The sequence below is a fragment of the Modestobacter sp. L9-4 genome (genome assembly GCF_019112525.1).
In the GTDB taxonomy this organism is placed as follows: Bacteria; Actinomycetota; Actinomycetes; order Mycobacteriales; family Geodermatophilaceae; genus Modestobacter.
The window spans coordinates 306,452-332,724 of record NZ_CP077800.1 but is presented as its reverse complement, the minus strand read 5'-3'; the positions used below and the strand labels follow the sequence as shown (position 1 = coordinate 332,724).

Sequence of the window (26,273 nt, the reverse complement as noted above, 5' to 3'; positions counted from 1 at the left end):
GTTCGCGGGGCGCGGGGCCGACTCGGAGCCGGCGACCCTGCGCTGCTGTGCTGCAACTGACCGTATGCGAAATCGTGACCTCGCACAGGTTTGACCAAGACGAGACGAACTGGTCCGCTTCGTCAGATGTTGCCCGTGCGCATCCGGGGTGCGTGCGAGTCGTGAGGTGACAGGCGTGATGGACGGGACGGCGGGGTCGCCCGACGGGACCGGGACGGCGGTGTGTCACGTCGACGAGGCCGACGAGAACGCCCGCTGGACCCCCGTGGGCCGGTCCGGGGCCGGCGCCGGAGTGCCGCGTCAGCGACCGGCTGTCGGTGCGTCCCGCTGTCCGTGCACCCGCCCGGCCCGCAGGGCCAGCAGGTGGTCGGCTCGGGACACGGCCAGCTCGTCGTGGGTGGCGTGCACGACCACCGCTCCGCGGGCGGCCTCGGTGGCCAGTGCGTCCAGGAGTGCGAGCCGGGTGGCGTCGTCGACGCCGGCGGTGGGCTCGTCGACGAGCAGGACGTCGGCGCGGACGGCCAGGCCCTGGGCGACCAGGGCCCGCTGGCGCTGCCCACCGGACAGCCGGGTCAGCGGGGCCGCGAGCAGGTCCCGCAGGTCCATCAGCTCGACGCAGCGGTCGACGACGGCCCGGTCCTCGGCCCGCAGTCGCCCCAGCAGGCCACGCTCGCGCCAGCGGCCCATGGCGACGGTCTCGGCGACGGTGATGGGCAGGTCGGGGGTGAGGGCGCTGTGCTGCGGGACGTAGGCGACCGTCAGCGGTCGCAGCCCCACCACCTGCCCGGACGTCGCGGGGAGGGCCCCGGCCAGGACGTCGAGCAGCGTGGACTTGCCGGAGCCGTTGGGGCCCACCAGCGCGGTCACCGCGGCGGCCGGCAGCACCGCATCCACCCCGTCCAGGGCCAGGGTCGCGCCGCGGCGGACGGTCAGCCGCTCGAGCAGCACGGTCGGGGAGTCCACTCCACCACCTTAACGAGATCGAGAATCAGTAGCGGGTAGGGTCGCCGCTCGTGGCCTGGCTGACCGACCCCTTCGCGATCTCCTTCCTGCAGCGAGCGCTGCTCGGGGGGAGCCTGGCCGCGGTCATCTGCGCCGTGGTCGGCACCTGGGTGGTCGTCCGCGGGACGGCGTTCCTGGGTGAGGCCGTGGCCCACGGGATGTTGCCCGGGGTGGCAGTGGCGGCCCTGGCCGGCTGGCCGCTGCTGGTCGGGGCGGCGGTCAGCGCCGGGGTGATGAGCGTCGGGGTGGGTGTCGTGGCCCGCCGCACCCGGCTGTCCTCCGACACCGCGACCGGCCTGCTGTTCGTGGGCATGCTGTCGCTCGGGGTCGTGATCGTCTCCCGGTCCCGGTCCTTCGCCACCGACCTCACCGCCATCCTCTTCGGCGACGTCCTGGCCGTCCAGACCGGCGACCTGACCACCCTCGCGGTCGCCCTGCTGCTCATCCTCACCGTCTGCGCCGCCTTCCACCGCGCCTTCGTCGCCCTGGCCTTCGACCGGCGGACCGCCACCACGCTCGGCCTGCGACCGGACGTCGCCGACGTCGTCCTCGGGCTGCTGGTGACCGCCGCGATCGTCGCCTCGTTCCAGGCGCTGGGGTCCCTGCTGGTGGTCGCGCTGCTGCTGGCACCGGCCGCAGCGGCGCGGCAGTGGACCCACCGCGTCCCCTCCACGATGGCTCTCGGCGCCGTCTTCGGCATCGCCGCGGTGGTCGCCGGGCTGCTGTTGTCCTGGCACGCCAGCACCGCCGGCGGCGCCTCGATCGCCGGTTGCTCCGTCGCCCTCGTCGCGGTGTCGGTCGCCGTCCGGGCCGCCGTCCCCCGCTGAAGCACGTCCCCGTCCCCTCACCCTGGAGATCTCCGTGCCCCGCACCGACCGCGCCTCCGTGCGCGCCCGCCGTCCCGCGCTCGCCACCGGCGTCGCCCTCGCCCTGCTCACCGCCGGCTGCGGCTCCGGTGACCCGGCCGCCGGCGAGGCGGCCGCCACCGGTGCGCCCGAGGCCCCGCACGGGTACGTGGCCGGGGCGGAGGAGGTCACCGAGGCGCAGCTGCGGATCAGCTACCTCGACCGGGCCGGGGTGACCTCCAGCCTGGACCTGCTGACCGGTGAGGACGTCCCGCTGGGGACGGTGGGCCCCACCGCCTCGGTGGTCAGCGACGGACGCTTCCTGTTCGCCACCTCCGAGCCCGCCGGGACGCTCACCGTCGTCGACTCCGGCACCTGGACCGTCGACCACGGCGACCACACGCACTACTACCGGGCCGAGCCGCGGGTGGTGGGCACGCTGGAGTGGGCCGGTGAGGTGCGGGTCGGGTCCTCGGAGCAGGTGGCGACCCTCTTCTCCCCGGACACCGGCGCGGGCGTCGTGCTGGACCGCCTCGCCCTGGGGCAGGGCGAGGTGCGGGAGATCGCGAGCACCACGGCCACGCCGCACGACGGAACGCTCCTGCCGCTCGGGAGCTCCCTGGTCAGCAGCACCGGTGACCAGGTCCTCGCCCTGGACGCCACCGGGCAGCCGATCGCTGGTGCGGAGGTCCCGTGCCAGGACGCCCGAGGCGGGGCGAGCACCCGGGTCGGGGTGGTGGTCTCCTGCGCCGACGGGGCGGTGCTGGCCACCGAGGCCGACGGGCAGGTCGTCCTCGAGTCCGTGCCGTACCCGGAGCCGGTCGACGCCGCCGACCGGGGGACGTCGTTCGCCCAGCGACCCGGGCGTCCCTCGGTGGCCGCCGTCTCGGGCACGCGCGGGCTGTGGCTGCTGGACAGCCGCGCACGCGCCTGGCAGCTCGTCCCCACACCGTCACCGCTCCTGCGCGCCGTGGCCGTGGACGACGACCAGGACCGGGTCGTCGCCCTCGACGACACCGGCCGCGTGCTGGTCATCGACCCGGAGGCCGGGGTCACCGCCACCACCGACGTGCTGGCCGCCACGCCGGAGGACCTGACCGCGATGACGGTGGAGGTCGACGCCGACCGGGCCTACGTCAACGTGCCCTCCGCGCAGGTGGTGCACGAGATCGACTACGCCGACGGCGCCCGCATCGCCCGCACCCTCGACACGGCCGTCACCCCGGCCTTCTTCGCCGAGACAGGCCGATGAGGCCCGGCCTGGGCGGCGCCGCCGCCCTGCTGGTCGCCGCCGGGATCCTCACCGGCTGTGGCACCGGCTCGGCGGACCAGCCGCTGGTGGTGGTGACCACCGACGTCCTCGGCGACGTGGTCGGGGAGCTCGTGGGCGCGCAGGCGGAGGTGATGACCCTGATGCCGCGCGGGTCCGACCCGCACTCCTTCGAGGTCTCGGCCCAGGACGCGGCGCGGCTGCGCAGCGCCGACCTCGTGGTCTCCAACGGGCTCGGCCTGGAGGAGGGGCTGGCCGCGCAGGTCGAGGCCGCCCGCGCCGACGGCGTCCCGGTGCTCGAGGCCGGGACCGCCATCGAGCCCCTGCAGTGGGTGAGCGAGGACGCCTCCGGTCTCGACCCGCACTTCTGGACCGACCCGGCGCGGATGACCACCGTCACCGAGGTGCTCGCCGATGCCCTCACCGAGCACGTCGAGGGCATCGACGTCGACGTCCTGGCCGCCGACGTCGCCGACTACCAGGGCCGGCTGGCCGAACTGGACGCCTGGATGGGCGAGCAGCTGGCCCAGGTGCCCGCCGACCGCCGCAACCTGGTGACCAACCACCACGTTCTTCACTTCCTCCTTACTAACCTACCACTTCTCTTCACCCCTATTTCTTACTATTTCCCCTTCATATCATCCTCTCATTCTTCTCACTTCTTCCTTTATTTACACAACTATCCACTTCATCTTCATTCTTTTATTCTATTCATTCTTTTTTCTACTACACTAACTTTTTCCTATTTCATTCGTTACTTCTCTTGTTCTTATCCCACATTCTCCATCATCTTCCCCTCTTCTTAACTTCATTCATCATTATCCAATATCCATAATTCTAACTTATCCCTCATCCCTACTCCCTCCCATTCATTTATTCTCTACTATATTCATCAATCCTTATACAACTCATTTATTTTTAATTCTTTACCCTCTTTTATCTTTCTCCCCCTCTTATTTTACCCCCTACACTCTTTTATCACTACACCCTCCTTTCCACTCTTATACTTTTCACTCATTTAACCCCTATTACTCCTTTTCCTTCTTCTAAACAAATACCCTCTTTTACTCATCGCGATACCCACTCTTTTATATTCCCTACTCTTCAAAACTCTTCATATTCTATCCTTTTCCTTATGTACCTCCCTCCCTCTTCCTAGCTATGTAGTTTCTATATGAGAGAGATTGATCAGCTCTACTCACTCTAGCTTATGTTCTGTAGCACTATCTTGCGTTATATTGTGTCATATATATAGAGAGATCTCTATGTCCGCCTGATCTCTTCTACTCTATTCTGTGCGTCGCGTTAGAGAGATAGAATTCTTTTGATCTGATTTAATTTCTATCTTTCCTTATTCATTGCGCCTCATGTGCGTTTTCTATTGGTTTCACACAATGTCATGTGTGTGTTACTATTATTTTAGCTATTTTTAATTTTTGTTTTATATCTATTCGTGTATGTATTCTCACATCTAATTTATATTCACAACACGCCACACTCACGTGGTCTCGCGTTTCCCCCCCCCCCCCCGCCCCCCCCCCCCCCCCCCCCCCCCCCCCCCTCCCCCCCCCCCCCCCCCCCTCCCCCCCCCCCCCACCCCCCCCCCCCCCCCCCACCTCCGTGCCGAGACCGCCCGCGCCGAGAACTGCCCCGGCGTGCACGGCGAGGGCACGGTCGCCGGCGAGGTCGCCGTCTTCGGCTGCGAGGACGGCGCCCTGGTCTACGACGGGGAGTTCACCAAGCTCGAGGCCCCCGGCGAGTTCGGCCGCACCGGCAACGTCTTCACCACCGAGACCTCCCGGATCGCCTTCGGTGACCACCGCAGCGACCCGGACGCCGAGGGCTCCCTGCTGTCCGCGGTCACCCTGATCGACACCGCGACCAAGACGCTGGAGGTCGTCCCGCTGCCCGAGGGTGTGCAGTACACCTTCCGCGACCTGGCGCGTGGTCCGGCCGACGAGGCCGTGCTCCTGGGCACCGACGGCGCCGTGCACGTCATGGACGAGGACAGCGGCGAGCTGATCGCCAGCCACCCGGTCATCGACGCGTGGGAGGGGCCGGCCGAGTGGCAGGACCCGCACCCGGCGATCAAGGTCCACGACGGCATCGCCTACGTGACCGAGCCCGCTGCCGACGCCGTCCACGCCCTGGACCTGACCACCGGTGAGGTCATCGCCTCCGCCGAGCTGGACGCCACCCCCAACGAGATCGCCGTCGTCGCCGGCTGACGGCCGGGCGGGCGGGACCTCGCACCCCGCCCGCCCCGCTCGCTGGTCCCTGCGGCGGGTGCTCGTGGGACATCGGACGTGACCGACCCGCCGCCTGGCCACCGGGCCGGCTCGGGGACACCCCGGCCCCGCCGTCATCGACGGCGGGGCCGGGGCGTCACAGAGGCAGCCCGGTGACGGTCCCTCGCGGCTGGGTGGCGACCTGCGTGCGCCCGGCACGGCGCTGACGTCCTCGTCGACGAGGCAGCCGCAGGGCTGGGCCAGAGCCACGACGACTGGCGCGCGCCGCCCACCGAGGCGGGCGTCCTGCGTCCTCGACGCAGGTGGTCGGACGTGGACCAGAAGGGGCACGAGGATGCCTGCATGACCGAGCTGTGCGACTTCCTGCTGGCCCGCATCGCCGAGGACGCGGCGACGGCCCGTGCGGCGTTCCACCCGGTCGGGGAGGAGCGGGTCGGCGGGTGGTACTGGAGCGGTGCGGGAGATGCCGTCTTCGTCGACCGCACATCCGAACCCGTTGCCTGCGGCCCCTGGCAGCAGCTGATGCACCAGCCGTTCGCCCAGCACATGGTGCGCTGGGACCCCGAGCGGGTCGTCGCAGAGTGCCTCGCCAGGCGGGGGGTCGTCGAGGGGTGCGCAGCAGCCCTCGCGCCCCGGTCGCTCCGCCGGAGGCTCCTGGCCAGCACCGTGCACCACGACAGGGGCCGGCGGGAGCTCGCCGCGCAGACACTGCGCCTGCTCGCCCTGCCGTACGCCGACCACCCTCGCTACCGCCAGGAGTGGCGGGCATGAGCGCGCGCAGCAGTCAGCAGGTGGTGGTGCTCGCTGCGCACGCGCCGACGGAGGCCGTCACGTACAGCTCCCGCAGCGCCGGCGTGGCCGGCTCGACCGCGTGGACCGTGCCGGTGCCCACCGAGGGTCAGTGCCCCGGTCAGACCGCGGGTCGAGCCGGTGCCCGCGGTACGACCGCACGAGGGAGCGCCGCGTGCGGCTCCGGGCGTCAGGCGGTCACGAGGAGGGCGCGTGCCTGCTCGACGACCTCGTCGAGTCTCGCGAGGGTGGCGGAGAGCCCCGCGGCCTGCGCCTGCAGCCGGGCTCGCTCCTGCTCCAGGCGCTCGACCGTGGCCGGGCACGTCGTCCCGGTGTAGAGGCACGGCAGCATCCCCGCCACGTGCCGGGCGGGGACGCCGGCCGCGAACAGCGCCTGGATGGCCCGCACCCGCTCGACCGCGTCGTCGCCGTACTCCCGGTGGCCCCCACTGGTGCGCTCCGCGGACAGCAGTGACTGCTCGCCGTACCAGCGCAGCGACCTGGGGCTCACCCCGGTCAGTCGGGCCAGTTCACCGATCCGCACACCCATCACCTCCGTGACCCAGGTCTCACGCTCAGGGCTTGAACCTCACATGCGTGTCAGATCCTAGGTTCGGGTCATGGAGATCGAGAACGCCACTGCACTCGTCACCGGGGCCAACCGCGGGCTGGGCCGGGAGTTCACCCGCCAGCTGTTGGCCCGCGGCGCCCGACGGGTCTATGCCACCGCCCGCGATGCCCGCTCGATCGACGTCGACGGAGCCGTGCCGCTCGAGCTGGACATCACCGATGCCGCCAGCGTGGACGCCGCTGTTCACGCGGCTCCTGACGTCGACCTGCTGGTCAACAACGCCGGCATCGCCACGGTGACGCCGGTGCTGTCCGGGGACCTCGACACCATCCGGCGGGACGTCGAGACCAACGTCTTCGGCACGCTGCAGGTGACCCGGGGGTTCGCTCCCACGCTGGGCCGCAACGGCGGCGGCGCCATCGTCACGGTGCTGTCCGCCGCCTCCTGGTACGCGGTGCCCGGCAACGCCGCCTACTCGGTGAGCAAGGCCGCCGCCTGGAACCTCAACAACGCCTTCCGGGTCGAGCTCGCCGAGCAGGGCACCCAGGTCCTGGGTGCCCACGTCGGTCTGGTCGACACCGACATGAGCGCGGGCTGGGACTTCCCCAAGATCAGCACCGAGGAGTTCGTGACCACCGTGCTCGACGGTCTGGCCGCCGGCGAGATCGAGGTCGTGGCCGACGACTTCGCCCGACGCGCCAAGGCGTCCCTGTCAGGCCCCCCGACGACCCTGAGCCTCTGACGGCTCCCGGGCCACCGGGGCAGAGGGACCCCATCGCTGCGAGGACGCGGATGAGGGGACCCCGCTGCGCCACCGGTGCCGGTGGCCCGGGAACGGTCAGGTGCGGGGCCACTCACCGACGAGCCGTCCCGGTCGGCCCGAGCAGTGCGACCGTTCGAGCGCAGGGGGCACGCTCGCCGTCACCGGTGCGTGTCGGCCGGGGGTCGTCGGGTCAGGTGCAGGGTCGCGAGTGCGTGTGAGGCGACGCCGAGCACGGCGCCGAGCAGTGGCCAGATCGGCCAGGGGTACCAGGCGTGCGCGGTCAGGGCGACGATGAGCCAGACCAGCGAGCACAGGACGACGGTCAGGACGGCGGCACCGGTGTGGACGGCCAGTGCGAGCCGGGCTGCGCGCCGGCGTCGGGCGAGGCGGTCGGGGTCGGACCGGAGCAGGGTCGCGACGGGCAGGTCGCCGGTGAGCCCGGCCAGGTCGCGGTGCGTGCGGGTGGTGGCCAGGGCCTCCAGGCGCTGCTCGTACTCGAGGACGTCGAGGTGGCCGGAGGTGAACGCCCGGCTGAGCAGGGCCGAGGTCTGGGACCGTTCGGCGTCCCCGACCCGCAGGTCCTCGGTGGTCTCACCGGCGCCGGAGGTCGGCCGGTGGGACGCAGGCCGTGACCTGCCGGTGGTCGCCGTCCGGGTGGTGCAGGCGCGTGTGCTCAGGTGGGTCGTCATCGTGGCGTCCGTTCCGGTCGGCGTGGTGACGGGTCAGCTGGTGATGGGGGCGGCGGTGGCCTCGGCGACGCCGTGGGCGGCGAAGACGGCGCAGGCGCGCTCGACGGCCTGGGAGTCCTCGTTGGCGTCGATGGAGACCACCTTCAGCCAGCGCATCTTGATGACGTGCACGCCGTGGTTGACGTAGGGCGACGCGTCGGGCATGTCCTGGACGGCGTCCCAGCGCATGACGATGGTGGTGTCGTGGGGGAGGCCCTTGACCCAGACGTCGCTGACCGTGAGCCGCAGCGTGGGGTTGAGCCGGCCCAGGCGCTGGAACCAGGCCCGCAGGTGCTCCTTGTCGTGGCGCTCGCCGCCCAGGGCGTGGTCGCCGCCGAAGCGGTGGTGGATGTCCGGGGTGCAGCTGGCCAGCAGCGGCTCGTAGTCGTGGGCGTTGACGCGCTCGAAGTTGCGGCGGGAGATGCGGGCGACGATGGAGTGGTACACGGCGGGCTCCTCGGAGTTGGTGTGCTTGACACTGTCAAGCTGACGAGGACCAGCATGCACCGCTATGATTGACAGTGTCAAGTCGAACGCCGCAGACTGGCCCCATGGACGACGAGAACGCCATGAAGCCGGTCGCCAGCGCACGCGCGGCCCTGCTGGCAGCCGCGGTCGACGAGCTCACCGAGCACGGGCACGCGGGCATCAGCCTGCGCGCCGTCGCCCGGCGGGCTGGGCTGTCCCATGCCGCGCCCAAGTACCACTTCGACGACCGAGCCGGGCTGCTCACCGCGGTGGCCACGCAGGGCTTCCGTGACCTGGCCGCAGCGCTCGGCGCGGTGGACGCACCTGATCCCGAGGCCCGGCTGGCGGCACTGGGGGCGGCTTACATCGACTTCGGCGTGGCGCACCCGGCGCTGTTCGACCTCATGTTCCGCGCCGTCGAGCTCGATGCGGACGACGCAGCGCTCCGCGAGGCACAGCACTCAGCGATCGGCGTCCTGGCCGCGGCCGCCGGCCGGATGGGCGGCTCGGAGCAGATGTCGCCGTCCACGCTGACGGTGATGGCCTGGGCCCTGGTGCACGGGCTGGTCGTGCTGGCCCGTGACGGCAGTCTCCGCGACCCCGGCGCCGGTGAGGACCCGGTGGACGTCCCGGTGCTCGCACACTCCATCGCGGCCACCTTCAGCCGGCTCGCCGCTCGCTGAGCCCTCCGGGACAGGTCGTACCCGGGCTCCCGGTGCACTCGTCGTCAGTGCCAACGAGACGCCAGGCCGGCTGTTGGTCAGTCCGTCGGCGGGCGTCCGTGATCGGTCGGTGTCGAGCTGCCCCGGACTACTCCGGCAGTTGGTCGGCGAGCTGGGCCCAGGACCCGGACAGCGGCGGGTGGACCAGTGGGCGGTCGCCGAGCGGGGCGTCGAGGGTGACGGTGCCGGAGCCGGTCACGAGCATCGACGCGCACGCGGTCTGGGACAGGTCCGTCGTGCTCCAGACCGTGAGGGACACCGACGTGTCGGTCTCCGCCGTCTGGATGCCGTGCAGTCGGGTGCAGGCCCCGTCGCCGGAACCGTTGCCGGCGATGTAGGCGATGCGCAGCTGAGCCCCGTCCTGGGAGACGAAGGCCCACGGCATGCTCGTCGCCCCCGATGCCGGTGGACCCGCGACCTCGGGCACCGGGTCGTCGATCGAGGCCGCCAGCTCCGGAGGGACGTCGACGGTGCGGAGCGCGTCCGGGGTGGGTGCGGTGTTGACGTCGAGTCCGGCGGCCTGGGGGGTGAGCGCGTCAGCCCGGGAACACGCGACCAGGGCAACGGCCGTGGTCGCGTACAGGGCCACCCGCGAGACCGTCGTCCTCCGCATGCCGGGAGTGTGGCGCCCGTCCGCCGGTTCGTCGCCCTTCGTCACCGGATCGTTGGCGAGCGGAGTCGTCCGGCGGCCTCGCTGGTCGGGGGCGCGTCGCTCTGGCAGCCTGCCCCCATGAGCCTGCGTCCGAGCGCTCTGACGCTGCGGTCCGCGGTGGTGGCCGTCGTCGGGACAGCGGTGATGACGACCGCGTCGTGCGGCACCGCGACGCAGTCACGACCGGCTGCGGAGCCGACCGCAGCGACATCTCCCTCGGCTGCAGCCACGGGGACGCCCGCACCCAGCTGCGGCGGGTTCTCCCTGTCCCTGGTGTCGGACAGGGGCGGTCGGCCGACACCGGTCGCTGCGGCCGAGTGGTTCGCCGAACACGGCGGCGTCCCTGGAGTGCCGCGGTCCGGCTGGCAGCAGGACGGTGCGGACGCGAGTGGCACGAGCGTCCGCTCGGGTGCTCTGAAGCTGCACGTCGTCCGGGGCCCGGACGAGACCTGGCAGGTCGACTCCGGCTCGTACTGCTGACTGCACGCCGGGCCGCCACGGATCACGGCAGCACAGAACGGGCAGTCCCGTCCTGGGGCAGGTGGACGCGGCCCCCGCTCGCGGGCGGCGCGTGCGGCCAGGAACACTCGCGGCATGGACCAGGCCCCGCTCCCCGCCGACCAGATCCTGACCGAGGCCACCCGGATCGCCGACCGCCTCCTCGAACTGCAGACCCGGGTGAACCAGCAGATCGACGACACCCTCGCCGAGCTGCTGCCCGGTGTCGTGCAGGAGCTGGGCACCGGCGCGGCGGACGAGGTGGACGACGCCGACCTGGTGAACGCCCGGATCACCGGTCTGTCCGTCGTGGTCACCCCGGCCGCGGTCGCCACCGTCGTCCCGCTGCCGGCCGCCTCGACCGCCACCACGCGCGCCGCGCGCCGGGCGGTGGGCGACATCGTCCGGGGTGCCGACGACCGGCTGACCGTGATCGCCGGCCCGTGCTCGATCCACGACCCGGCCGCCGCCGTGGAGTACGCCGGGTTCATCGCCGGCATGCGGGAGCGCCACGGCGCCGACCTCGAGGTCCTGATGCGCACCTACACCGAGAAGCCGCGCACCGAGGTCGACTGGAAGGGCTTCGCCTACGACCCCTTCCTCGACGGCTCCAGCCGGATCAGCGTCGGGCTGGTCGCCACCCGCATGCTCATGCGCGCCATCACCGCCCTGGGCGTGCCGGTCGCGGCCGAGCCGCTGAACGCCCTGACCCCGCAGTACGTCAACGGGCTGGTCACCTACAACGGAGTCGGCGCCCGCAACGTCACCGACCAGACCGCCCGCGAGCGGGCCTCGGGCTTCTCCTCGGTCATCGGCTTCAAGAACTCACCCGAGGGCAGCATCGGCGCCGCCATCTCCGCCGTGCTCACCGCGCGGGCCGCGCACGAGTTCCTCGGCGTCGACGGCCACGGGGTGACCGCCCAGCTGTCGACCACCGGCAACGACACCGCCCACGTGATCCTGCGCGGGGACAAGGACGGCCCCAACCACTCCGCCGCCCACGTCGCCACCACCAAGCAGGCGCTGGCCGCGCGGGGCCTGCCCGAGGTGGTCGTCGTCGACGCCTCCCACGGCAACAGCCAGAAGGACCACCGCCGCCAGGCCGCCGTCGTCGCCGACCTGGCCGGCCAGATCGCCGGCGGTGAGCGGGCGCTGCGCGGGGTGATGATCGAGAGCAACCTCGTCGAGGGCCGGCAGGACCTCGACCGCGCGCACCCGGGGTCGCTGGAGTACGGCAAGAGCGTCACCGACGCCTGCGTCGACCTCCCGACGACCGAGCGGCTGCTGGCCGAGCTGGCCGCCGCCGTGCGCGCCCGCCGGGAGGTCTGAGCTCAGGGCCGCTGGCGGCGCCGCTGCAGCCGGGCGGCGATCCGCGGGTAGGAGGCCGGGAACAGGCGCACCAGCAGGTCCACGGCCTTGGCGTCGTTGCCGACCATCACCCGCGCCCGCCCGGCCTCCACGCCGTCCACGACGATCCGGGCGGCCTGCTCGGGCGGCATCCGCAGCAGCTTCTCGTTGTAGAAGCGGACGCGTGCCTCGTCCTCGGCGGTGACCTCGTCACCCCGCTGCCGCGACACCTCGAGTGCCGCGCTGGCGATGTTCGTGCGCACCCCGCCGGGGTGGACGACGGTGACCTGCACCGGGTGCCCGGCGAGCAGCATCTCCTGCCGCAGCGCCTCGGTGAACCCGCGGACGGCGAACTTGCTCGCGCTGTAGGCGTTGATGCCGGCCTGCGCCATGACCCCGTTGAGGCTGGACACGTTGACCACGTGCCCGTCGCCGGAGGCGACCAGGTGGGGGAGGAACGCCTTGGTGCCGTGCAGCACGCCGAAGAGGTTCACGCCCCAGATGCGGTCGTAGTCGGCCCAGTCGCTGTCCAGCACCGCGGCGCCGCCAGCGACCCCGGCGTTGTTGTAGACCTGGTGGACGACGCCGAAGTGACCGGCCACGCTCTCGGCGTACGCGATCACCGCGGCCCGGTCGGTCACGTCGAGCCGGGCGGTGTGCACCTCGGCACCCAGCGCCCGTGCCCGCGCGGCGGTCTCGGCCAGCCCGGTCTCGCCGATGTCGGACAGCGCCAGCCGCGCCCCCCGGCGGGCCAGCTGCAGGGCCAGCTCGCGGCCGATGCCGGACCCGGCGCCGGTGACGACGGCGACCTTGCCGCGGACGCTGTTGTGCGGGGTCCTGCTCATCGGGGGTCTCCTGGGGTGGTCAGCGGGGCGCCGGTGCCGTGGGCCAGCTCGGTGGTGAGGTCGACCAGCCGGTCGACCACGCCGGGGGCCAGGTGGTGGCCCATCCCGGTGATCTCGACGAACCGGGCACCGGGGACGGCGTCGGCGGTGGCGCGGCCACCCGTGGGGTGCACCATCCGGTCGGTCGACCCGTGCACGACCAGCGTCGGTGCGGTGATCGAGGCCAGCTCCGCCGTCCGGTCGCCGGAGGCCTGGATCGCGCCGATCTGCCGGGGGACCCCGGCCCGCGCACGCACGCCGCCGCCGCGCTCCCAGAACCCGGTCGCCCAGGCGCGCTCGAGGTCCTCGTCGGGCAGCAGGGTCGGCGAGCCGATGTGCGCCAGCATGCCCAGGTGCCGCTCGACGGAGTCCTCGATGGTGGGGGAGGGGCCCTTGGCCAGCCGCAGCAGCGTCGAGCGGGCCGGCTGGCCGACGGAGCGGTCGCCGGTGGTGGAGAAGATCGAGGTCAGGCTGGCGACCCGCTCCGGGTGCCGGGCGGTCAGCGTCTGGGCGATCATCCCGCCCATCGACATGCCCACCAGGTGCACCCGCTCGATGCCGAGGTGCTCGAGCAGCCCGTAGGCGTCGGCGGCCATGTCGGCGAGGTCGTAGGCGTCGGCGCGGGGCCGGGCCAGCAGCTGGCGCAGCCGCCCGGGCCGCGGCGTGCCGATCTGGCTGGAGCGGCCGATGTCGCGGTTGTCGAACCGGACGACGCGGAACCCGCGGGCGGTGAACAAGTCGACCATCCGCTGCGGCCAGGAGGTCAGGTCGATGCCGAGCCCGGCGATGAGCAGCAGCGGGACGCCGTCGTCCGGGCCCTCGACGCGGTAGCAGATCCGCGGGCCGGCGGGCAGGTCGACGAACTGGTCGACATCGGTCACGGGAGTCCTCGTGTCGGTCATGCCGGCACCGGGACCCGGGCCGAGAAGTGGAGCTCGGGGTCGACGACGCTGTCGGCCCGGAGCAGCTTGACGTCGGCGCGGTAGCCGGTCGAGGTGAGCCAGGGCATGTGGTCACCCTGCCGCGGGAGGGAGTCCATCGACCGCTGCAGGTAGCCCGCGCCGAAGTCCAGGAAGGGCCGGGTGGGCATGTCCGGGTCGCGCGGGACGGGCCGGGCGGAGTCGTACCCGTGCGCGTCCATGTGGCTGAGCAGCCGGGTGAAGTGCTCGCACAGCAGCCCGATCTTCAGCGTCCACGAGCTGTTGGTGTACCCGATCGCGTAGGCGAAGTTCGGGACGCCGGACAGCATCATCCCCTTGAACGCGACGGTCTCCGGCAGTCGCACCTCGTCCCCGTCGACGGTGAGCGCGATGCCCCCGAAGGCCTGCACGTTGAGCCCGGTGGCGGTGACGATGACGTCGGCGGTGAGCTCGCGGCCGGACTCCAGCAGCACGCCGGTCTCGGTGAACGTGGCGATCCGGTCGGTGACCACCTCTGCCGTCCCCTCCCGGATGGAGCGGAACAGGTCGCCGTTGGGGACGGCGCACAGCCGCTGGTCCCACGGCCCGTACGGCGGCTTGAAGTGCTCGTCGACCGGATAGCCCTCGGGCAGCTGCTTGGTGTTGACCCAGCGGATCAGCGCCCGCGCCCGCTCCGGGTGCCGCTGGCAGAACCGCCAGATGAACTGGCTCTTGGCGATGTTCTTGCGCCGGATCAGCGGGTGCGCGCGCTCCTCGCCGAGCAGCCGGCGCAGCCGGTTGGCCAGCGCGTCCTCGGCCGGGACGGGCAGCACGTAGCTGGGCGTGCGCTGCAGCATCGTCACCTGCGCACCGGTCTGCGTCAGCGCCGGCACCAGGGTCACCGCGGTGGCGCCGCTGCCGATGACCAGCACCCGCCTGCCGGCGGTGTCGAGGTCCTCGGGCCAGTGCTGCGGGTGCACGACCGTGCCGGTGAACCGCTCGCGGCCGGGGAAGACCGGGGTGAACCCCTCGTCGTAGCGGTAGTAGCCACCGGCGCAGAACAGCCAGCCGCAGGTCAGCGTCGTCCGTTCGCCGGTGTCGGTGCGCTCGACCTCGACGCTCCAGCGCGCCTGCTCCGACGACCACGAGGCGGCGACGACCTTGGAGTGGAACCGCACCAGCCGGTCGATGCCGTTCTCCGCCGCCGTCTCCCGCAGGTAGGCCAGGATCCGGTCGGCGCCGGCGATCGACTGCTCCTCACGCCACGGCTTGAACTCGTAGCCGAAGGTGTGCAGGTCGGAGTCCGAGCGGATGCCGGGGTAGCGGAACAGGTCCCAGGTGCCGCCGGTGGCGCCGCGGGCCTCCAGCAGCGCGACGCTGCGCTGCGGGTGGTCGCGTCGCAGGTGGTACGCGGCGCCGATGCCGGACAGGCCGGCACCGATGATCAGCACGTCGAGGTGCTCGACCGTGGTCGAGGTGGTCATGGTCGCTCCAGGTCGGTCGTCCCGTGTCCGGTCGTCGGTGTCCGGGGGGACGTACCCGACGATCCGTGACCGCGGCCACTCCCTGCCAGTACTCCGTGCACCACGATGGTCGCCGCGTGGTGCACGATGCCCTCCATGACCTGGCCGCTGCCCTCACCGGACGTCCGGGAGCTGTTCCGCCGCGGTGCCGAGCAGGCGCTGGACCCGCGGGCCGACTGGGTGGCCGACGTGCACACCGCGGCGCTGGGCGGGGCGGGGATGCGCCCGGTCGCCGAGGACCCGGTGCTGGCCGCCGGCGCCCGGCGGGCGAACCTGGCCAACCTGCTGCACTGGGCCGCGGCGAACGTGCAGCGCCCCGGCGAGCGGGTGCCGGTGTACGTCGGTCCCGAGGTGCTCGACGGTGCCCGCGACCTGGTGCGGCGGGGGCTCGACCACATCGGCCTCGACGCCTACCGCACCGCACAGGCGGTGGCCTGGCAGCACTGGATGGGCATCTGCTTCACGCTCACCGACGACACCGCACAGCTGCGCGAGCTGCTCGACGTCTCGGCGCGCTCGATCACCACCTTCGTCGACGACACGGTCGCCGCGGTCACCCGGCGGATGGCCGCGGAGCGCAGCGAGCTCACCCGGGGCGCGCACGCCGAGCGCCGGGCGACGGTGTCACTGCTGCTGGAAGGCGCCCCGCTGGCGCGGGCCCGGGCCGAGGCGCAGCTGGGCTACGGCCTCACCGGGCCGCACACCGCCGTCATCGTGTGGAGCGGGTCGGGCGCCGCCGCGTCCGACCAGCTGGAGGCCGCGGCCGAGGCGACCATGCGGGCGGCGGGTGCGGGCCGGCGGCTGACCGTCGTCGCGGGAGCCGCGGCGCTGTGGGTCTGGCTGCCGGTCGGCCGGGCGCCGGACCCCGGCGTGGTGACCGCCGGCCTGGCCGACGCCCCCGACGTGCGGGTCGCGGTCGGCCGGCCCGGCACCGACGTCGACGGCTTCCGGCGCAGCCACCTCGATGCGGCCACCACCCAGCAGATGCTCGCCCGGCTCACCTCCGCGCAGCAGGTCGCGCGCTTCGCCGACGTGCAGCTCGTCGCGCTGCTCACCGCCGACCCCGGCCGGGTCGAGGAGTTCCTCACCGCCACCCTCGGCGACCTCCTGCACGCCGACGTCGCCGTCCGGGACACGGTGCTGGCCTTCGTGGCCGAGCTGGGCAGCGTCGCCCGGACGGCGGCGCGGCTCTTCACCCACCGCAACACCGTGCTGCGGCGGCTGGCGCGCGCCGAGGAGCTGCTGCCGCGCCCCCTGGCCGAGGACGCCGTCGCCGTGGCGGCGGCACTGGACGTGCTCCGCTGGCGGGGCGCCGGCAGCTGACCGGCCAGCACCACCAGCCCCGCGGGACGGCCGGCCCGGTCATGACCGCTGGGGGGAGAAGGGGCCGGAGAGCACCGACCACTGCAGCAGCATCACGGTCTTCGCGTCGCAGATGCGGCCGTCGGCGACCTGGGCGAGCGCCTCCTCGACGGTCAGCTCGCAGACCTCGATGTCCTCGCCCTCGTCGGCCAGGCCGCCGCCGGAGCCGGCCCGGCTGAGGAGTGTGTAGGGGGCGGCGAAGAAGTGCAGGCGCTCGGTGACCGAGCCCGGGCTCATGTAGACCTCGAACACCGGCTCCATCGCGCCGATGACCACGCCGAGCTCCTCGGCCGCCTCCCGGCGGACCGCGGTGGCCGCGTCGTCGTCGTCCAGCAGCCCGGCGGCGGTCTCCAGCAGCATCCCGTCGGGATGGCCGTTGACGTACACGGGCCAGCGGAACTGCCGGGCGAGCAGCACCGTGCGCCGGCCGGCGTCGTAGAGCAGCACGGTGGCGCCGTTGCCCCGGTCGTAGGTCTCCCGCTGCTGGCGCTGCCACCTGCCGTCGCGGCCGCGCACCTCCAGGGTGGTGCGGCGCAGGACGTGCCACGCGGCGGCCAGCACCTCGACGTCCAGCACCCGCACGTCCGGGTTCCGGTCCAGGTCCGCACCGGCCCGGTCCAGGCCGGTGCGGCCGCGGGCGTCCGGGACGTCGACGCCGGGCACGGGGCGGACGGTGGACGCCGGCGCGGTGGTCACGCTGCGACCGGGGCGCCGACCCCGGGGACGTCCTCGACGCGGGACCACACCGGCAGCCCACGGTCCCGGGCGATCGCCACGTCCTGGTCGGCCCCGACGGAGGCGCCGGGCAGCCGCAGGACGGCGTCACAGCGGGCCAGCAGACGTTCCGCGGTCGGGTACAGGACCTGCTCGGCCAGCGGGTCGCCGATGCCTGCGCCGGCGCTGCGCAGCACGGGCAGGGCCACCCACTCGCCGATCATCGGCACGTGTCCGGCCCGGAACAGCGGCCAGGCGGCCTCCTCCAGCCGGGCCAGGTTGGCGGACATGAGCGCGGGGTCGTCCCCCGTGCCGGAGCGGTAGGGCCCTGCGATCAGGATGAAGAGCGACGGGGTCAGGGTCGTCATGTCGACAGACTACGATGAAACGTGCAGAAACCGGAAGTACCCGGCAGAGAGGGTGGACCAGTGCTCGTCCCCGAACGGCGGGACCTCCTGCTCGCACGGCTGCACCGGGACGGCCGGGTCATCGCCAAGGACCTCGCCGCCGAGCTGGGGCTGAGCGAGGACAGCGTCCGGCGCGACCTGCGTGAACTGGCCGCCGCAGGCCTGTGTCAGCGCGTGTACGGCGGGGCGGTGCCCGCGTCGCCGGCCGTCGCCGACTACGCGACGCGGGCCGGCGTGGCCGTGGACAGCAAGGCGCGGGTCGCCGCCGCCGCGGTGCAGCTGGTCGAACCGGGCAGCACCGTGATCCTCGACGGCGGGACGACGACGCTGGCCGTCGCCCGGGCGCTGCCGCCGGACCTGGTCGCCACCGTCGTCACGCACAGCCCGACCGTCGCCGCCGCCCTGGTCGAGCACCCCGGCGTCGAGGTGTACGTGCTGGGCGGGCGGTTGTTCAAGCACTCCGCGGTGACCAGTGGCGCTGCCGCGGTGGAGGCGGCGGGGGCGGTCAACGCCGACCTCTTCCTCCTCGGCGTCACCGGGGTGCACCCCGAGAGCGGGCTGACCACCGGTGACGCCGACGAGGCGGCCATGAAGCGGGCGCTGGCCCGCCGGGCGGCCGACACCTACGTCCTCGCCAGCGTCGAGAAGATCGGCGCCGCCTCGCCCTTCACCGTCCTGCCGCTGTCGGCCGTCGCGGGGGTCGTCACCGACGCGCCGCCGACCGACGAGGTGATGGTGCGGCTGGGGCGTCTCGGCGTGCCCGTCGTCCAGGCGGCCACCGGCTGAGGCCTCAGCGGGCCGCGGGCATCCGGGTGTCGACCCGCTGGGGGAGGTCCCGGTGCTCCGGGGCCGCGACGTGCAGCACCTGGAACACCGCTGCGTCCGCGGGGACCTGCGCCGGGCGTTCGGTGTGCAGCGTGAACGTCACCAGCTCCCAGCCCTGCGGGTCGATGCCGTACGCGGCGAGGAGCACGCCGGGGTCCTGCACGGCCGCGGCGGACGTCGCGTCGGCCGCGGCCGCCGCGGCGACGACGTCGACGTCCGTGGCGAGGGCCCGCGTCGACCGGACGGCGTACCGCGCGGCGGTGGGGTCGCCCGCGCCGTGGCTGGTGCCGCCGACCCAGGTCTGCACGGCCGGCCGGCCGAAGTCCCGGACGATCGCGGTGAACCCGACGCCGGACCACAGGAAGGACGCCGCGCCCGCGCTGTCGGCCCAGAGGTAGAAGGGCGCGTACTCGTTGGCGGTCGCGCCGTCGACGCCCTTCTCCCGGATGAGGAACGCCTTCACGCCGAGACCGGGGTAGGCGTCGAGCAGGTGGCCGGTGGTGGCGACCCGGGTCCGGACGACGGTCATGTCGTAGTCGGTGGGCAGGGTGATCCGGTACTGCATCAGGAGCATGCGGCGTCCTCGGGCGAGGGGGCGGCGGGCCGGGCCAGCGTAGGGCGATGACGCCGCTGCCGGAGGCCGCGGCCTCGCCCTGGCGGCGACCGCACCCGCGGACGGGGGACCGGCAGCCGTCCCCGGGCGGGGCGGGCTGCCGGTCCACGGGTCAGAGGCCGAAACCGCCCTGGCCGCGCTGGCCGCCGCCCATCAGTCGCTGGGCCGCCATCGCGGCGATCCCGCCGAGCGCGGCCTTCATGACCGGGTTGCCGCCGGCCCCGCCACCGGCGCCACCGAGCAGCCCACCGAGTCCTCCGGCGCCACCGCCCGCGCCGCCGAGCAGGCCGCCGAGGCCACCGGCCGCGCCCGCACCGCCGGCGCCGCCGAGCAGCCCACCGAGGCCGCCGGCCCCGCCACCGGCGCCGCCGAGCAGTCCGCCGAGTCCGCCACCACCGCCGCCCATCAGCGACCCGAGCAGGCCCGGGTCCTGCTGGTGGACGTTGCGGGTCATCGACGCCAGCGAGTCCGGGTCGGTCGACTGCCCGTCCCAGCCGGTGTCCAGCCCCCGCTCCTGCGCGGCCTGGTGGAGCTGCCCGGCGTACTGGCCGCGCTCGTCGTCGCCCATGTTGCCCAGGGCGTCCCGCGCGGAGGCCTGGTAGGTGTCCGGGTCGACCTCGCCGGCCACCTCGCCGTAGCGCTGGCCGACCTCGTCGTCGGAGATGCCGTCGTACGGTGCGCCCTGCTGGTACCGGTTGACGAAGTCGCCGTACTCCTGCTGGCGCGCGCCGCCGCCCATCAGTTCGTCGAGCAGTCCCACGGTGGACCTCCTGGTCGTGTCGGGTGCCCCGGGCGGGGCGGGTCGAGCGCTGCCCTACCCGGGCCGTGTCCCGGTCAGTCCGCGTCCCGCCCCGCCCCGAACCGGCCGACGGCCGGGCTCACCTCCTGCTCGCGCAGCGGGAACCCGGGCATCCGGGACAGCCGCACCAGCGGGACCGCGCGCAGCATCTGCCCGTTGCGCGGGTCGGCCAGCAGCCGGCCGAACTCCGCGTCGGCGAGCTGTCCGCGCAGCCACGGGCCGGCGTCGGGGTGGGCGAGCCAGGCCTCGGCGGTGGAGTCGGCGGCCAGCGGCGGGGTCAGGTCGTCCCCGGGCAGCTCGACGTCGGCGGCCAGCCGCAGGTCGCGGGAGGAGGCTCCCAGCCGCAGGCCGAACGTGCCGCCCTCGACGACCCAGCGCCCGAGCCCGACGTGCCAGTACGCGAAGGCGCGGCGGTCCAGGGTCAGCTCGACCGCGGTGCTCGAGCCGGGCTCCAGGTGCACCCGGGTGAAGGCGCGCAGCTCCTGCTCGGGCCGGTACACCGACGCCTGCGGGTCGGTGACGTAGAGCTGCACGGTCTCGGTGGCCGCCCGGTCGCCGCTGTTGGTCACCGTCAGCCGGACGTCGACGCGCACGTCGTCCCCGGGCCGGACGGTCACCTCCAGGTCCGACCAGTCGAAGGTCGTGTAGCTCAGCCCGTGCCCGAAGGGGTGGGCGACGGGGAGCTGGTGTGCGTCGTACCAGCGGTAGCCGATGAGCAGCCCCTCGCCGTAGCGGACGTGCCCGTGCTCGCCGGGGAACGCCCCGATCGTCGGGTTGTCGGCGAAGCGGGCGGGGACCGTCTCGGCCAGCCGGCCCGAGGGGCTCACCACGCCCAGCAGCAGGTCGGCGGTCGCGGCACCCCCGGCCTGGCCGAGCAGCCAGCCCTCCAGCACGGCCGCCGCGCGGTCCTGCCAGGGGCTGACGTCCACGACCGACCCGTTGCTCAGCACCACGACGACCTGCGGGTTGGCGTCGGCGACGGCGTGCAGCAGGGCGACCTGGGTCGCGGGCAGGTCGATGGTGTCGCGGTCGTAGCCCTCGGACTCCCACGACGGCGGCAGCCCCAGGAACAGGGCGACGACCTCGGCGGCGGCCGCGGCGGCCACGGCCTCGGCGACCAGCCCGGGGTCGGCCTCGGCGGCCTCGACCTCGTAGCCGGGGGCGAAGAGCACCTCTCGCCGCCCGGCCAGCCCCTCCCGCAGCGCGTCGAGGGCGGTGTCCAGCCGGGTCGGCTCGACCTGGGAGGACCCGGCGCCCTGGAACCGCGGCGTGCGGGCGAACTCGCCGATGACCGCGACCGCCCCGCCCTCGGCGGCCAGCGGCAGGACGCCGTCGTTGGTCAGCAGCACCGCACTGGCGGCGGCGGCCTCCCGGGCCAGCGCGTGGTGCGCGTCGACGTCCACCGGTGCGACGGCGACGGCCTGCCCGCGCAGCGCCCGGTCGACCAGGGCGAGCACCCGGGTGGCGCCGCGGTCGACGTCGTCCTCGGTGATCCGCCCCGCCCGCAGCCCCTCGAGCACGCTGGTGGTGCCGCCGCCGTCCGAGGAGGGCATCTCCAGGTCCAGGCCGGCGGCCAGCCCGACGTCGCGCCGGTCGACCGCGGTCCAGTCGGAGACGACGAGCCCGGTGAACCCCCAGTCGCCGCGCAGCACGTCGGTGAGCAGCCACGGGTCCTCGGAGGCGTAGACACCGTTGATGCGGTTGTAGCTGCACATGACGGTCCACGGCTGGGCGGCGGTGACGACCCTCTCGAACGCCGGCAGGTAGATCTCCCGCAGCGTGCGCTCGTCGACGTCGGCGGAGACCGTCATCCGGTCGGTCTCCTGGTTGTTGGCGGCGAAGTGCTTCAGCGAGGTGCCCACGCCCTGGCGCTGCACCCCGGCGACCAGCGCCGCGGCCAGGTGCCCCGCCAGCAGCGGGTCCTCCGACAGGTACTCGAAGTTGCGCCCGCACAGCGGTGACCGCTTCATGTTGACGCCGGGGCCCAGCAGCACCGAGACGCCCTGGTCGCGGCACTCGCGGCCCAGTGCCTCGCCGACCCGGGCCAGCAGGTCGACGTCCCAGCTGGAGGCCAGGCCCGCGGCGGGCGGGAAGCAGGTCGCCGGCACGCTGCCGGTCAGGCCGAGGTGGTCACCGCCCTCGGCCTGCCGGCGCAGCCCGTGCGGCCCGTCGGCCAGCAGCAGGGCCGGGATGCCGAGGCGGGGCACCGGCGTGGTGTGCCAGAAGTCCGAGCCGTCCAGCAGCTCGGCCTTCTCCTCCAGCGTCAGCTGGGCCAGCAGCGCCGGGACGTCGAGGCCCTGCGGGGTGTCACCGGACATGGGGGCTCCTGAGGCAGGGGGCGGGCGGCGTCCGACCCGATCGTGGCGGAGGAGGCCGGAACCGGCCAGGCAGGAGGTCGACGCCGGCGGAGGACAGCCCGGGCCCGCCGCCGGCGGTCAGCCCGTCCGGCGGGCCCCGTCGGCCTCGCGCAGCAGCGCGTGGCCGGCCTGGTCGGTCAGCCAGTCGGCCGTGGCGTCCAGGTCCCACCCCAGGTCCCGGGCCGTCAGCCACGCGCCCAGCCCGAAGTGGAACCACAGGACGTCGGCCGCGCGGGCGACCGGCACGTCCGGGCGCAGCGCCCCGCACGCCCGCAACCGCTCGGCGACGACGGCCAGCCGCTCGCGGTAGACGGCGACCGCCGTGTCGTGCGCCCGGGCGACCGCGGGGTCGGCGAGCCGGTTGTCGACGAGCAGCGTGATGGTCCCGCGCAGCTCCTCGTAGACCGTGCCGGTGGCCCGGGCGGTCAGCTGCAGGACCGCCCGGCCGTCGTCCAGCCCGGCGAGCTCGGCGCTGAAGGCCTCGATCGACTCCGCGTCCATGCCGGTGCGGGTGAGGGCGTCGACGAGCTGGGGCTTGCCGCCGACGGCGGTGTAGACCGTCGCCACGGCCACCCCCGCCGCGGCGGCGATCTGCGCCACGCTCGTCCGGGCGTAGCCGTGCTCCAGGAAGCAGGAGCGGGCCGCGTCCAGCACGACCTGCCGCGTCCGGGCGGCGCTCTCGGCCCGGAGCGGCGAGGAGTAGGCGCGAGGTGACACGCGCCGGAGCGTAGGCCCGGCGCGCGTCACCTCCCGGTCGTCCGGTGGTGTCAGCGCCCGGCCGGTGCCCCGGCGGTGGCGCGGTCGGCGGTCAGGGTGGCGACGACGTCGGCAGGGGAGGGCTGTGCGGCGATCTCGCCGGCGAGCCGGGCGGCGGCGGCGCCGTAGGAGGGGTCGGTGAGCACCAGCCGCGTGGCCGCCCCCGCCTCCCTCGGGTCGCTGACGACGACGGCCACCCCGGCTGCCTGGGCCCGCGCGGCGTTCAGCGGCTGGTCGGCACCCTGGGGCAGCACGACCAGGGGGATGCTGCGGCTGAGTGCGCCGAGCATCGTGCCCGAGCCACCGGCGCACACCACGACGTCGACGCCGGCCAGGAGCTCGGCCAGCGGTGCGAAGGTCCGGTAGGTGACGCCGGGGGTCTCCGGGGCGGTCAGGCCCATGACCCCGAGCGTGGCGACCACGTCGACCTGCTCGGTGTCCAGGGCGCCGACGATGCCGGCGAGGAGGTCGCCCTCGGTGAAGACCGTGCCCAGGGTGACCAGCACGCGGGGCCGACCGGCCCGGACGGCGTCGGCCGGCGCGGGGGAGCCGGGCCGCTGGTGGGCCTCGGCCCGCACCGGCAGGCGGCGGGCCGGCGGCACGAAGCCCGGGGTCTGCAGCGCGGCCGGCACCGGGTCGACGTAGGACGCCGGGGCCGTCGGGGTCACGCCGCGGTCGGCGTAGCGCGAGGTGACCAGGGCGGTCATGGGCGCGGTGAACTCCGGCGGGACCCCCGGGCCCACCGCCAGCACGTGCCAGGGCACGCCGAGGACGGCGGCCACCAGCGGCCCGACGAAGTCGGTCGCCTCGCACACCATGAGGTCCGGCGCCCAGTCCCGGGCGGCGGCCAGCGCCTCGTCGGCGGTCAGGTCGACCCGGGCACCGGCGAAGAACTCGGCGACCGCCCGCGGGTCGGGCTCGCCCGCGGCGTCGGCGACGCCGGTGCGCCTGCCGACCTCGGCGAACAGGACGTCGGGCATCGGCCCGGCGGGCAGCACCGGCACACCCGGCAGGTCGGCGGCCAGGGCCGGGGCCATGCCGCCGCTGGTGAGCAGGGCGACGTCGTGCCCGGCGGCCCGGGCGGCGCGGGCGAGCGGGGCGAAGGGGAGCAGGTGCCCGAAGGCAGGGACACCACTGAACAGGATGCGCACGGCGGACCTCTCGGAGGGACGAATTGACTGGAACGTCATGACGACGACCGTTCTATCCGTCCGGCCGGACAGGTGGCTGCGAGTCCGATCGCGGTTGGCTGCACGCCGCTGGGGTCACCCCCTCCCGGTGACCTCACGGATGCGCTTCGACGGCTGGATCCTCGGCACCGGGACGACGTCGGGCACCCGGGTGGTGCTCGGGCACTGGCAGCGCTCGCCGCTGGGGTCGTTCTCCGACGTGATGGTGCAGCGTCCCGACGGGCACCGGGTGCTGCTGGCGCCGAGCCAGGAGGTCGCCGAGTTCGTCGGCGCCACCTACTCCTTCGACGAGGTGCGGCTGGTCGACGTCGCGGTCGACCGGTCCGACCCGGGCACCTGGACGCTGACCGCCGGGCCGCTGCGGCTGCAGGCCACGGTCGGCCGCCGTCCGGCGCTGGGCTGGCTGCTGCGCGCGGTGCCGGCGCCGCTGGCCCGGCGTCCGGCCTGGGTCGGGCTCCTCGACACCCCGGCCCGGTTGCTCACGGGCCTGCGCACCCGGGGCTCGGCCGGCAACGGGCGCACCGAGTGGTACGGCGTGCAGGACCTGCACGGCCTGGCCACGGTGACCGCCAGCTGGGACGGCGAGCCGCTCGGGGGCGTGGCACCCGTGCGGCCGCCGGTGACGTTCGGCTTCGGGTCGGTTCCCCCGGAGCCGTCGGTGGTGCGGGTGACGACGACGGTGCAGGTGCCCTGAGCGGGCACCTGCACCGGCGGGACGTGCGGGGGCCGTCCGGTCCCGGGGTGCGGGACCGGACGGCGGGTGGTCAGCGGCGCCCGGCGCCGCGGGTGTTGATCGAGGCCAGGGCCGGGTCGACGTGCAGGTCCTCGTCCACCTGGACGACGACGTGCTCGTTGTCGTCGGGCACGCCGGCGGTGCGCCCGTTGGAGCCCGGGTAGTTGTTGTCGTTGCCGACGATGACGTGGTGGTCGTCGAGGACGGCGATCTGCTCGATGGTGACGAAGGGGAAGGTGAAGAAGGCGCCCTTGGTGCCGGCGACGCCCTGCGGGTCGGGCATGGCCATCAGGTTCACCAGCAGTCGCTTGTCGGCGTAGCCATCCCGGTCGATGTCGCGGGTGTCGAGCAGGTAGACGGCCTTGAGCTGGGAGGCCGGGCCCTGGTTGTTGTCCCGCTCCAGGATCAGGAACCGGTTGACGTCCAGGGCGACCATGTCACCGAGGGAGTCACCGGCCACCTCGAACCTCACCTTCGCCTTCAGACCGGTGTACTTCCCGGTGTTGGTGTCGAAGCTGTACATGCGGCGGGTGGCCGGGTCGTCACCGACGACGGCGCCCTCGAGCATCGGGTAGAGGGTGTGGCCGTCGACGCCGAGCGCCATGCCCTCGAAGCCCTTGCTCGACGACAGCGTCGGGGTGGCCCCGCCCAGGTCCCACGCGTCGGGGGAGCGGACGCCCTCGGGCTGCACGGGGGCGGCGAGCACCTTGCCGGTGGCGTCGACGTGCACCAGGCTCGGACCGAACTCCTCACCGATCCAGAAGGTGCCGTCGGCCATCCGCTGGAAGGACTCGGGGTCCAGGTCGGCACCGGTGAGCCGGCGGTCGCTGCGGACGGGCGTGAAGGGCAGCTTGCGGTCGGGGTCGGAGAGGCTGAAGCCGCCCTCGACCACGGTGCTCTTCTGCGTGGTGGTGTCGATGTGCAGCCGGACGGCGCGCAGCAGGAAGTCGGCGCTGTTGGCCTTGGTGCCGTAGCCGTTGTCCTCCAGCACCAGCCAGTCGTCGCCGTCCTTGATCAGGCCGGAGAAGCCCTGGACGGGCTGCGCCGCGAAGGGCGTGGTGACGCCGTTGGCGGGGCTGGCGAGCGCGCCGGAGGGGATCTGCTCCCCGAAGGTCGCCGAGGGCAGGACCGAGCGGCCGACGACCTCGGCCTGCTGGGTGCCGTTGCCCTGGGGCACGGGCGTGAGGCCGGCGGCGACGGCGGGGACCGCGACCGCGGCCAGCAGTCCGGCGGCGGAGAGGGTCAGGGCGGCACGGCGGGACGGACGGCGCACGGGTGGTCTCCCAGGGACGGGCGGTGGAACGGAC

The 26,273-nt window shown here is 73.5% G+C and carries 27 protein-coding genes; 11 read left to right on the top strand and 16 right to left on the bottom strand.

Annotated features, from left to right (window positions below):
- Positions 1-300: 300 nt before the first annotated feature.
- A complete protein-coding gene (gene aztA / locus KUM42_RS01565) occupies positions 301-963 on the bottom strand; it encodes a zinc ABC transporter ATP-binding protein AztA (RefSeq protein WP_237494571.1) in 663 nt (220 codons plus the stop codon).
- Between the two features lie 50 nt (positions 964-1,013).
- Between aztA and aztB the strand changes: the two genes are divergently transcribed.
- From aztB to KUM42_RS01540, 5 genes are all read left to right on the top strand, one after another.
- Complete coding sequence (aztB, locus tag KUM42_RS01560; RefSeq protein WP_237494570.1) at positions 1,014-1,829, top strand: zinc ABC transporter permease AztB; 816 nt, start codon at positions 1,014-1,016, stop codon at positions 1,827-1,829.
- 34 nt (positions 1,830-1,863) lie between these two features.
- Positions 1,864-3,099 carry a hypothetical protein gene (locus tag KUM42_RS01555; RefSeq protein WP_237494569.1) on the top strand — a complete coding sequence of 412 codons (1,236 nt, stop codon included), beginning with the start codon at positions 1,864-1,866 and terminating at the stop codon, positions 3,097-3,099.
- Entirely contained in the window at positions 3,096-3,923 is an 828-nt protein-coding gene (locus tag KUM42_RS01550; RefSeq protein ID WP_237494568.1) for a metal ABC transporter substrate-binding protein, read from the top strand. Before KUM42_RS01555 ends, KUM42_RS01550 begins: the two co-directional genes overlap by 4 nt.
- Before the next feature lie 849 nt (positions 3,924-4,772).
- A complete protein-coding gene (locus KUM42_RS20220; protein WP_237494567.1) occupies positions 4,773-5,345 on the top strand; it encodes a hypothetical protein in 573 nt (190 codons plus the stop codon).
- Positions 5,346-5,708: 363 nt separating this feature from the next.
- Positions 5,709-6,137, top strand: a complete 429-nt coding sequence (locus KUM42_RS01540; protein WP_237494566.1) for a DUF6221 family protein — start codon at positions 5,709-5,711, stop codon at positions 6,135-6,137.
- Between the two features lie 208 nt (positions 6,138-6,345).
- Here the strand turns inward: KUM42_RS01540 and KUM42_RS01535 are convergent, their stop codons facing one another.
- Positions 6,346-6,699: a MerR family transcriptional regulator gene (locus KUM42_RS01535; RefSeq protein ID WP_237494565.1), complete on the bottom strand. Its 354-nt coding sequence runs from the start codon at positions 6,697-6,699 to the stop codon at positions 6,346-6,348.
- 76 nt (positions 6,700-6,775) lie between these two features.
- Between KUM42_RS01535 and KUM42_RS01530 the strand changes: the two genes are divergently transcribed.
- Entirely contained in the window at positions 6,776-7,468 is a 693-nt protein-coding gene (locus KUM42_RS01530) for an SDR family oxidoreductase (RefSeq protein ID WP_237494564.1), read from the top strand.
- Between the two features lie 179 nt (positions 7,469-7,647).
- On the opposite strand, the gene KUM42_RS01525 is transcribed toward KUM42_RS01530, so the two are convergent.
- Entirely contained in the window at positions 7,648-8,178 is a 531-nt protein-coding gene (locus KUM42_RS01525; RefSeq protein ID WP_237494563.1) for a DUF1707 domain-containing protein, read from the bottom strand.
- A 33-nt stretch (positions 8,179-8,211) separates the two neighbouring features.
- Positions 8,212-8,664, bottom strand: coding sequence for a nuclear transport factor 2 family protein (locus KUM42_RS01520; RefSeq protein WP_237494562.1), 453 nt, complete (start codon positions 8,662-8,664; stop codon positions 8,212-8,214).
- A 104-nt stretch (positions 8,665-8,768) separates the two neighbouring features.
- On the opposite strand from KUM42_RS01520, the gene KUM42_RS01515 reads away from it, so the two are divergent.
- Positions 8,769-9,368 carry a TetR/AcrR family transcriptional regulator gene (locus KUM42_RS01515; protein WP_237494561.1) on the top strand — a complete coding sequence of 200 codons (600 nt, stop codon included), beginning with the start codon at positions 8,769-8,771 and terminating at the stop codon, positions 9,366-9,368.
- A gap of 127 nt (positions 9,369-9,495) precedes the next feature.
- Here the strand turns inward: KUM42_RS01515 and KUM42_RS01510 are convergent, their stop codons facing one another.
- The gene (locus KUM42_RS01510) at positions 9,496-10,020 is read right to left on the bottom strand and encodes a hypothetical protein (protein WP_237494560.1); all 525 of its coding nucleotides are present in this window, start codon (positions 10,018-10,020) and stop codon (positions 9,496-9,498) included.
- A gap of 633 nt (positions 10,021-10,653) precedes the next feature.
- On the opposite strand from KUM42_RS01510, the gene KUM42_RS01505 reads away from it, so the two are divergent.
- On the top strand, positions 10,654-11,886 hold the full coding sequence (locus tag KUM42_RS01505; RefSeq protein ID WP_237494559.1) for a 3-deoxy-7-phosphoheptulonate synthase: 1,233 nt from the start codon (positions 10,654-10,656) through the stop codon (positions 11,884-11,886).
- 2 nt (positions 11,887-11,888) lie between these two features.
- Here the strand turns inward: KUM42_RS01505 and KUM42_RS01500 are convergent, their stop codons facing one another.
- From KUM42_RS01500 to KUM42_RS01490, 3 genes are read right to left on the bottom strand one after another with little or no spacing between them, the layout of a single operon-like run.
- Entirely contained in the window at positions 11,889-12,749 is an 861-nt protein-coding gene (locus KUM42_RS01500) for an SDR family oxidoreductase (RefSeq protein WP_237494558.1), read from the bottom strand.
- On the bottom strand, positions 12,746-13,669 hold the full coding sequence (locus KUM42_RS01495; RefSeq protein WP_237494557.1) for an alpha/beta fold hydrolase: 924 nt from the start codon (positions 13,667-13,669) through the stop codon (positions 12,746-12,748). Before KUM42_RS01495 ends, KUM42_RS01500 begins: the two co-directional genes overlap by 4 nt.
- 17 nt (positions 13,670-13,686) lie before the next feature.
- Positions 13,687-15,171: an NAD(P)/FAD-dependent oxidoreductase gene (locus tag KUM42_RS01490; protein ID WP_237494556.1), complete on the bottom strand. Its 1,485-nt coding sequence runs from the start codon at positions 15,169-15,171 to the stop codon at positions 13,687-13,689.
- A gap of 135 nt (positions 15,172-15,306) precedes the next feature.
- Here KUM42_RS01490 and KUM42_RS01485 point away from each other — a divergent pair, with 135 nt between their 5' ends.
- Positions 15,307-16,533: a CdaR family transcriptional regulator gene (locus KUM42_RS01485; RefSeq protein WP_237494555.1), complete on the top strand. Its 1,227-nt coding sequence runs from the start codon at positions 15,307-15,309 to the stop codon at positions 16,531-16,533.
- A gap of 39 nt (positions 16,534-16,572) precedes the next feature.
- On the opposite strand, the gene KUM42_RS01480 is transcribed toward KUM42_RS01485, so the two are convergent.
- Together KUM42_RS01480 and KUM42_RS01475 are read right to left on the bottom strand one after the other, a co-directional pair.
- Positions 16,573-17,268, bottom strand: a complete 696-nt coding sequence (locus KUM42_RS01480; RefSeq protein WP_237494554.1) for an NUDIX domain-containing protein — start codon at positions 17,266-17,268, stop codon at positions 16,573-16,575.
- Positions 17,265-17,654: a DUF4406 domain-containing protein gene (locus tag KUM42_RS01475; RefSeq protein ID WP_237494553.1), complete on the bottom strand. Its 390-nt coding sequence runs from the start codon at positions 17,652-17,654 to the stop codon at positions 17,265-17,267. Before KUM42_RS01475 ends, KUM42_RS01480 begins: the two co-directional genes overlap by 4 nt.
- A 60-nt stretch (positions 17,655-17,714) precedes the next feature.
- Here KUM42_RS01475 and KUM42_RS01470 point away from each other — a divergent pair, with 60 nt between their 5' ends.
- Positions 17,715-18,479, top strand: a complete 765-nt coding sequence (locus KUM42_RS01470; protein ID WP_237494552.1) for a DeoR/GlpR family DNA-binding transcription regulator — start codon at positions 17,715-17,717, stop codon at positions 18,477-18,479.
- Positions 18,480-18,483: 4 nt separating this feature from the next.
- Here KUM42_RS01470 and KUM42_RS01465 read toward each other — a convergent pair whose 3' ends face one another.
- From KUM42_RS01465 to KUM42_RS01445, 5 genes are all read right to left on the bottom strand, one after another.
- Positions 18,484-19,092 carry a DUF4865 family protein gene (locus KUM42_RS01465; RefSeq protein WP_237494551.1) on the bottom strand — a complete coding sequence of 203 codons (609 nt, stop codon included), beginning with the start codon at positions 19,090-19,092 and terminating at the stop codon, positions 18,484-18,486.
- A 151-nt stretch (positions 19,093-19,243) separates the two neighbouring features.
- Complete coding sequence (locus KUM42_RS01460) at positions 19,244-19,891, bottom strand: hypothetical protein (RefSeq protein WP_237494550.1); 648 nt, start codon at positions 19,889-19,891, stop codon at positions 19,244-19,246.
- Between the two features lie 74 nt (positions 19,892-19,965).
- Entirely contained in the window at positions 19,966-22,248 is a 2,283-nt protein-coding gene (locus KUM42_RS01455) for a glycoside hydrolase family 3 C-terminal domain-containing protein (RefSeq protein ID WP_237494549.1), read from the bottom strand.
- A 117-nt stretch (positions 22,249-22,365) separates the two neighbouring features.
- Entirely contained in the window at positions 22,366-23,004 is a 639-nt protein-coding gene (locus tag KUM42_RS01450) for a TetR/AcrR family transcriptional regulator (RefSeq protein WP_237494548.1), read from the bottom strand.
- 50 nt (positions 23,005-23,054) lie between these two features.
- Positions 23,055-24,194 (bottom strand): glycosyltransferase, encoded by a 1,140-nt coding sequence (locus KUM42_RS01445; protein WP_237494547.1) that lies wholly within the window; start codon positions 24,192-24,194, stop codon positions 23,055-23,057.
- Between the two features lie 127 nt (positions 24,195-24,321).
- Here KUM42_RS01445 and KUM42_RS01440 point away from each other — a divergent pair, with 127 nt between their 5' ends.
- A complete protein-coding gene (locus KUM42_RS01440) occupies positions 24,322-24,927 on the top strand; it encodes a hypothetical protein (protein ID WP_237494546.1) in 606 nt (201 codons plus the stop codon).
- A 70-nt stretch (positions 24,928-24,997) separates the two neighbouring features.
- Here KUM42_RS01440 and KUM42_RS01435 read toward each other — a convergent pair whose 3' ends face one another.
- Positions 24,998-26,239 (bottom strand): esterase-like activity of phytase family protein, encoded by a 1,242-nt coding sequence (locus KUM42_RS01435; RefSeq protein ID WP_237494545.1) that lies wholly within the window; start codon positions 26,237-26,239, stop codon positions 24,998-25,000.
- Positions 26,240-26,273: the final 34 nt, after the last annotated feature.

Coding starts and splice junctions, on each gene's coding strand:
- KUM42_RS01530 (WP_237494564.1), top strand. CDS start 6,776: ATGGAGATCGAGAACGCCACTGCACTCGTCACCGGGGCCAACCGCGGG.
- KUM42_RS01490 (WP_237494556.1), bottom strand. CDS start 15,171: ATGACCACCTCGACCACGGTCGAGCACCTCGACGTGCTGATCATCGGT.
- KUM42_RS01505 (WP_237494559.1), top strand. CDS start 10,654: ATGGACCAGGCCCCGCTCCCCGCCGACCAGATCCTGACCGAGGCCACC.
- KUM42_RS01465 (WP_237494551.1), bottom strand. CDS start 19,092: ATGCTCCTGATGCAGTACCGGATCACCCTGCCCACCGACTACGACATG.
- KUM42_RS01475 (WP_237494553.1), bottom strand. CDS start 17,654: ATGACGACCCTGACCCCGTCGCTCTTCATCCTGATCGCAGGGCCCTAC.
- KUM42_RS01455 (WP_237494549.1), bottom strand. CDS start 22,248: ATGTCCGGTGACACCCCGCAGGGCCTCGACGTCCCGGCGCTGCTGGCC.
- KUM42_RS01540 (WP_237494566.1), top strand. CDS start 5,709: ATGACCGAGCTGTGCGACTTCCTGCTGGCCCGCATCGCCGAGGACGCG.
- KUM42_RS01550 (WP_237494568.1), top strand. CDS start 3,096: ATGAGGCCCGGCCTGGGCGGCGCCGCCGCCCTGCTGGTCGCCGCCGGG.
- KUM42_RS01510 (WP_237494560.1), bottom strand. CDS start 10,020: ATGCGGAGGACGACGGTCTCGCGGGTGGCCCTGTACGCGACCACGGCC.
- KUM42_RS01500 (WP_237494558.1), bottom strand. CDS start 12,749: ATGAGCAGGACCCCGCACAACAGCGTCCGCGGCAAGGTCGCCGTCGTC.
- KUM42_RS01525 (WP_237494563.1), bottom strand. CDS start 8,178: ATGACGACCCACCTGAGCACACGCGCCTGCACCACCCGGACGGCGACC.
- KUM42_RS01515 (WP_237494561.1), top strand. CDS start 8,769: ATGGACGACGAGAACGCCATGAAGCCGGTCGCCAGCGCACGCGCGGCC.
- KUM42_RS01485 (WP_237494555.1), top strand. CDS start 15,307: ATGACCTGGCCGCTGCCCTCACCGGACGTCCGGGAGCTGTTCCGCCGC.